We start from the raw sequence: 5,403 nt of genomic DNA, 5'->3' as shown, positions 1-5,403 counted from the left end.
AGCGTGTTATTGGGCAAGACGCGGCCATTTCAGCAATTAGCCGTGCAATTCGCCGTAATCAAGCAGGTATTCGCACAGGCAAACGTCCAATTGGTTCCTTCATGTTCCTTGGTCCAACTGGTGTTGGTAAAACTGAATTGGCGAAAGCCCTTGCAGAATTGCTCTTTGATAACGAATCAGCTCTTATCCGCTTTGATATGTCGGAATACATGGAAAAATTTGCGGCGAGCCGTCTTAACGGTGCCCCTCCAGGCTATGTCGGCTATGAAGAAGGCGGCGAATTGACTGAGAAAGTTCGTAACAAACCGTATTCAGTGCTTTTGTTTGACGAGGTGGAAAAAGCTCACCCTGACATTTTCAATGTGCTTTTGCAAGTTTTGGATGACGGGGTTTTGACAGACAGTCGTGGTCGAAAAGTGGATTTCTCAAACACCATTATCATCATGACCTCAAACCTTGGTGCGACAGCTTTGCGCGATGAAAAGACTGTTGGTTTTGGAGTGCGTGATATGGCACATGATTACGAAGCCATGCAAAAACGCATCATGGAAGAGCTCAAAAAAACTTACCGTCCTGAATTTATCAACCGTATTGATGAAAAAGTGGTCTTCCATAGCTTGACGCAAGACAATATGCGTGAAGTTGTGAAAATCATGGTGAAACCATTGATTGCAACTCTGGCTGAAAAAGGTGTGACCTTGAAATTCCAACCATCAGCCCTTAAATATTTGGCTGAATTGGGTTATGACCCTGAAATGGGAGCACGTCCGCTCCGCCGAACCTTGCAAGACAAGGTGGAAGATAAGCTATCAGAACTCATCTTATCAGACGAATTAGCAAATGGTGATACTCTAAAAATCGGGGTTGCCAAAGGCCAGCTGAAATTTGATATTGTTTAGTCAAAAAAACTGCTAGGGCAAAGTACCTTAGCAGTTTTTGTATGTGAAGCAGTCAGCAGGCTGCTTTTTTGTTATCGTAGGCTGTCAAAGATTTCTTTGACTTCATCAATGGTTTCTGCGCGTGAAACGGCTCCGCGGATTTTGGCAGCGCCAGCGGTACCACGAAGGTAGTGTGGGGCTAAGCCACGAAATTCACGAACGGCGATGGTTTCGCCCTTGAGGTCAATCAAACGTTTGAGATGGTCTTCTGCGATATCCAATTTTTTGACAAATGGTAAATCAGGCAGTTCCTCACCTGTTTCAAAATAGTGATTGATTTGGGTGAAAATGTAAGGGTTATTCATCGCAGCACGTCCTACCATGACGGCATCAACACCGATTTCTTCAATCATGTATTTCGCATCGTGAACGCTGCGCACGTCACCGTTTCCGATAAATGGAATTTTAGTGATGGCTTCTGAAACGCGAGCAAGTGTTTCAAGGTCACATTGACCTGTGTACATTTGTTCACGTGTGCGTCCATGCATAGCAAGGGCAGAGACACCAGCTGATTCAGCGGCAAGCGCGTTTTCAACAGCTAGTTTGTTATCTGACCAACCTGTCCGCATTTTGACGGTTAGTGGAATATCAAGGACAGAAGTGACTTCTTTGATGATATGATAAATCTTATCAGGATCTTTGAGCCATTTTGCCCCTGCTTCATTTTTGACGACCTTATTAACAGGACAGCCCATATTGATGTCAACGATGTCAGCTTTTGTATTTTCTTGGATGTATTCAGCTGCGCGTTTTAGACCATCTGCATCGCCACCGAAAAGTTGAATAGACATCGGATGTTCAGTTTCATCAATGTGTAGCATGTGCAGGGTTTTTTCGTTGTTATAGAGAAGTCCTTTTTCAGAAATCATCTCCATAACGACTAAGCCAGCTCCAAATTCTTTGGCAATAGTACGAAAAGCAGAGTTTGTCACCCCTGCCATGGGTGCTAGAACCGTGCGGTGAGGAATTTCAACATCACCAATCATGAAAGATGAGCTGAGATTAGTCATTAATCAAGCCCTCCAAATCATCTTCAGTAAAGTTGTATGTTTTACCGCAGAATTGGCAAGTGATTTCAGCACCGTGGTCTTCGTCTTTCATGGCTTTTAATTCATCTTTGCCAAGAGTGACAAGAGCAGCTTCGAAACGTTCACGTGAGCAGTCACAGTTAAAGCCGATTTCATCTTCAGCAAGGACTTTGTATTCGTCTTCGCCATAGATAGCTTTTAGAAGGGCTTCAATGTGGTCGTCAGATTCCAAGAGTTTTGAAATGGCTGGCATTTCTTGGATACGTTTTTCGTAGCGGTTGATTTCTTCTTCAGATGCACCTGGAAGAACTTGCAACATAAAGCCACCAGCAACTTCGACTTTGTCTTCGTCATCAAGAAGGACGTTAAGTCCAACGGCAGAAGGTGTTTGTTCAGATTCAGTCAAATAAAAGGCCAAATCTTCACCGATTTCTCCTGAAACAAGCGGTGTTGAAGAAGTATAAGGATTACCAGTGCCGTAGTCTGTGATAACCACGAATTGGCCCGCACCCATAAAAGGCCCTACAACAACTTCGCCAGTCGCTGTTTTCTTGATGTCAACGCCTTTGTTTTGAATGTAGCCTTTAACGTGCCCTTTGGTATCAGCCACAGAAATAATGTGACCAAGTGAGCTATCACCAATGACTTTGACGGTTACTTTGCTGTCTCCTTTCTGATTGGCGGCTAGGATTTGATTGGCGATAAGCGTTCTACCTAGAGCAACTGTAGAGCTAGGAAGTGTTTGATGTTTTTCTTGAGCAGTTCTAACAGTCTCAGTGCTATCAAGCACATAAGCACGGAAAGAACCAGATTTTGAAATTGATTTTATAAGTTTATCCATAAGAATATTATAACACAAAGCAAAATTGATGGGCTAGTATTGTGAGCTGTAAAGCGTAATCATGCAGTGAAAAATAAACTAAAAAGCGAGGAGAACCTCGCTTTTTAGTTTATTTTTCTTCTGTGACGTTTATTTTTTCGACTTCTTCTTGGCTTTCTTTGCCTTCGTTAAGAAGGGCTTCGACGATTTTTTGGTCACGAATTTTAACAGAGTCGTTAATGGTTTCTGCGGATTTTACAACGGCTGCTTCGAGTTGAGCACGTTGTTTTCGACCGTTGTCGATAGCTGCGATAATACTGTTGTTTTGTTCGACGAGGCTCTCAGCAAGAGCTGTGACAGATTGGATAGAAACGGTTGGGCTTTGAGCAGTGCGTTCGAGCATAGGGATAGCTTCTTTGCTCGTTTCAGCAAGCATTTGAAGCGCAGCGTTATTAGCATTGACAATAGCATCAGCAGTCACGCCAGATTTGACGGATTGTTGCAAAATACCGAGCTGTGCAATTGATAATTTCATTGTCGGAATGGTGTTGCGACGGATCATGCCAAGTTTTTGGCGCATATCTGATGAGACTTTGACCATGTTGCGCATTTGCGGTGTGGTTGTCCAAGCAACGTAAAGGCGACTGAGGTATTCAGTGTGCTGTTGTTCAAGCGTATTGATGACTTCGGTCATGCGAGCTAGCTCGTCAGATTTTACTTGGTAATCAGGCGTTGCGCTATCAAGTGTTGCAAGTTCATTTTGAAGAGTTTGCGCACGGTTGGCACTTTCTGTCTGAGAAGCTTCGATAAAGGCGATAACGCCAACCAAGTTTTCAATAGATTTGTTGTTGTCTTCAATTAGCATTTCTGCTGAGACGATGTTGCGAGCCAAGATTTCTTCTTGTTTGACAACAGCGGCAGCCATACCATCCATTTTTTGCTCGATATTTTGTGAATCAAAATAGAATTCTTGCAGGCTATTTTTGCTTTGCTTAAAGAGCTTTTGTAGGAAATTTGGTTTCTTTTCGAGCTCAGCAGGCTTAGCGTCTTTGTATTTGGCGATAAAGCCGTTTAACTCGCGGTTAGCGTTTTTGAGCAGGTCATCAACTTGTGGAATTTCAAGTTTTTTTTGCTCAGCCAAAATGCGGTTGACGGTTGTGTTAACTTCTTCAACAGCAGATGTTCCAAAATCAAGCAGAGCATTTTGGTCAGCAACAAAATTATCAACTAAAGCAGGAGCTTTGGCTGTGATTGCTGATTGTTGTTCAGGGGTCAGTTTGTCGTAAAAAGAGACTTGACCAGTTGCTGAAGTATCAGTTGCTACGATGATTTCGGTTGTTTTGTCTGTTTTTGTGATTGCATTATCTGCGATTTTATCAATGTCAAAGTTAAAAGTATCAGCCATAATACCCTCCCATTAAACTTATAAGTTTGTATCGTCGTCAGCCATCATGCGAAGACTGATATCGAAGTCTTTTAAGTCACTTTCATTCAGTTTTCGAAGCGTTTCATCGAGAGCCAAATCAAATTTTTCCATTGCGGTTTTCGCTTTTGCTAAACGCTCATCAGCATTGTAATAATTTTTCGGGGCTTTTTTGATTTTTAGATAGCCATCCAAAATATCGCGGAAGCGGTCCATATCAGCCTCGTGAAGTGCAGTGAGTTCTTCTTTGTTATCAGCATTTTCAATCTTCTTCAAGATAGTCAAATGGTCTTGCTGAATGTTATTGTAAAGATGAGCTAACTCTGGAGCGAGTTCTAGTAAATCAGCTTCTTCCTCAGAAATGTCAGGATTTACTGGTGAGACATCCAGTCGGTCTAGTTGGAATTTGATATCTTTTTCAACAGTTTCAGCTTTTTTGAGAACACGCTTGTAGATGTTTAAATCCATTTTGGCTTTGAGCTCACTAAGTTCAGACTTGATGTGACGTATTTGTGGCAATAGCTGGCGCGCATTGACAACGTATTGGGTGTAATTTTTTTCATCGAGATAACTATCCAAAAGTTTGACTTGGCGGTCAGCAATACGAATGTTATCTTTTAAATCTTGCAAGCGTTGCTTAGTATTAACTTTTTCAAGACGTGATTGCTTGGTCGCAAAATAATAAATACCATATCCAATACCACCAACGATTGCAAGTGGGATAATGATTTCTAACAAGCTTTCAAGCAAAGCAATGAGAAGGATAACCCCGATAATAGCGATAATGAGGCCTCCTCCGTTTTTTCTAGGTCGAGACATATATTCAATCCATTTCTATCTAAGATTGATTTTATTTTATCGTAAAACGGTTAAGAATGACAAGTGATGACTGTAATTGTGTCAAAGATTTTATGGGTTAAAGTTCAGGGAATAGTTTGGCTAGGATTTTTGGTGTAAGTGCTTGTCCTGGACCCTCGTGACAATAAGTGTGAAGGTAAATAGCAGGGTTGAAATTGAGTTCAATACAAGCACAGTTTGGCTCTTCTTTGCTTGCAGGAAGACTCTTATCAGGAATAATCAAATCAACTCCACACACCCAAGCACCAACAGCTCTAGCCATTTGCGCAGCTAATGTTTTATAATCGTCTGGCATAATGTCTGTCACATCAATGGAATCTCCACCTGTTGAAATGT

General features: G+C 41.9%; 5 protein-coding genes and 1 pseudogene. 1 reads left to right on the top strand and 5 read right to left on the bottom strand.

From position 1 onward, the window contains the following. A partial coding sequence (locus ACFORE_RS03150) for an AAA family ATPase (protein WP_380434963.1) occupies positions 1–899 on the top strand: 899 nt, incomplete at its 5' end. Positions 900–970: 71 nt separating this feature from the next. Here the strand turns inward: ACFORE_RS03150 and dusB are convergent. The 5 genes and pseudogenes from dusB to ACFORE_RS03125 all read right to left on the bottom strand — a co-directional run. After that, positions 971–1,948, bottom strand: a complete 978-nt coding sequence (dusB, locus tag ACFORE_RS03145) for a tRNA dihydrouridine synthase DusB (protein ID WP_269725628.1) — start codon at positions 1,946–1,948, stop codon at positions 971–973. After that, a complete protein-coding gene (gene hslO, locus ACFORE_RS03140) occupies positions 1,941–2,807 on the bottom strand; it encodes an Hsp33 family molecular chaperone HslO (protein WP_269725627.1) in 867 nt (288 codons plus the stop codon). Before hslO ends, dusB begins: the two co-directional genes overlap by 8 nt. 109 nt (positions 2,808–2,916) lie before the next feature. Next, positions 2,917–4,191 carry a toxic anion resistance protein gene (locus ACFORE_RS03135; protein WP_380434962.1) on the bottom strand — a complete coding sequence of 425 codons (1,275 nt, stop codon included), beginning with the start codon at positions 4,189–4,191 and terminating at the stop codon, positions 2,917–2,919. Between the two features lie 18 nt (positions 4,192–4,209). Beyond that, positions 4,210–5,028, bottom strand: coding sequence for a hypothetical protein (locus ACFORE_RS03130; protein ID WP_204984663.1), 819 nt, complete (start codon positions 5,026–5,028; stop codon positions 4,210–4,212). A gap of 97 nt (positions 5,029–5,125) precedes the next feature. Further along, positions 5,126–5,403, bottom strand: a pseudogene (locus ACFORE_RS03125) (bifunctional glutamate--cysteine ligase/glutathione synthetase); the annotation flags it as partial.

Source organism: Streptococcus alactolyticus (assembly GCF_042649785.1).
Lineage (GTDB): Bacteria > Bacillota > Bacilli > Lactobacillales > Streptococcaceae > Streptococcus > Streptococcus alactolyticus.
Note: the sequence above shows the minus strand (reverse complement) of the source record. Positions and strands in the feature narration are given on the sequence as shown.

Excerpts from the sequence above, each read along its gene's own strand:
- dusB (WP_269725628.1), bottom strand. The coding sequence starts at position 1,948 with ATGACTAATCTCAGCTCATCTTTCATGATTGGTGATGTTGAAATTCCT.
- hslO (WP_269725627.1), bottom strand. The coding sequence starts at position 2,807 with ATGGATAAACTTATAAAATCAATTTCAAAATCTGGTTCTTTCCGTGCT.
- ACFORE_RS03135 (WP_380434962.1), bottom strand. The coding sequence starts at position 4,191 with ATGGCTGATACTTTTAACTTTGACATTGATAAAATCGCAGATAATGCA.
- ACFORE_RS03130 (WP_204984663.1), bottom strand. The coding sequence starts at position 5,028 with ATGTCTCGACCTAGAAAAAACGGAGGAGGCCTCATTATCGCTATTATC.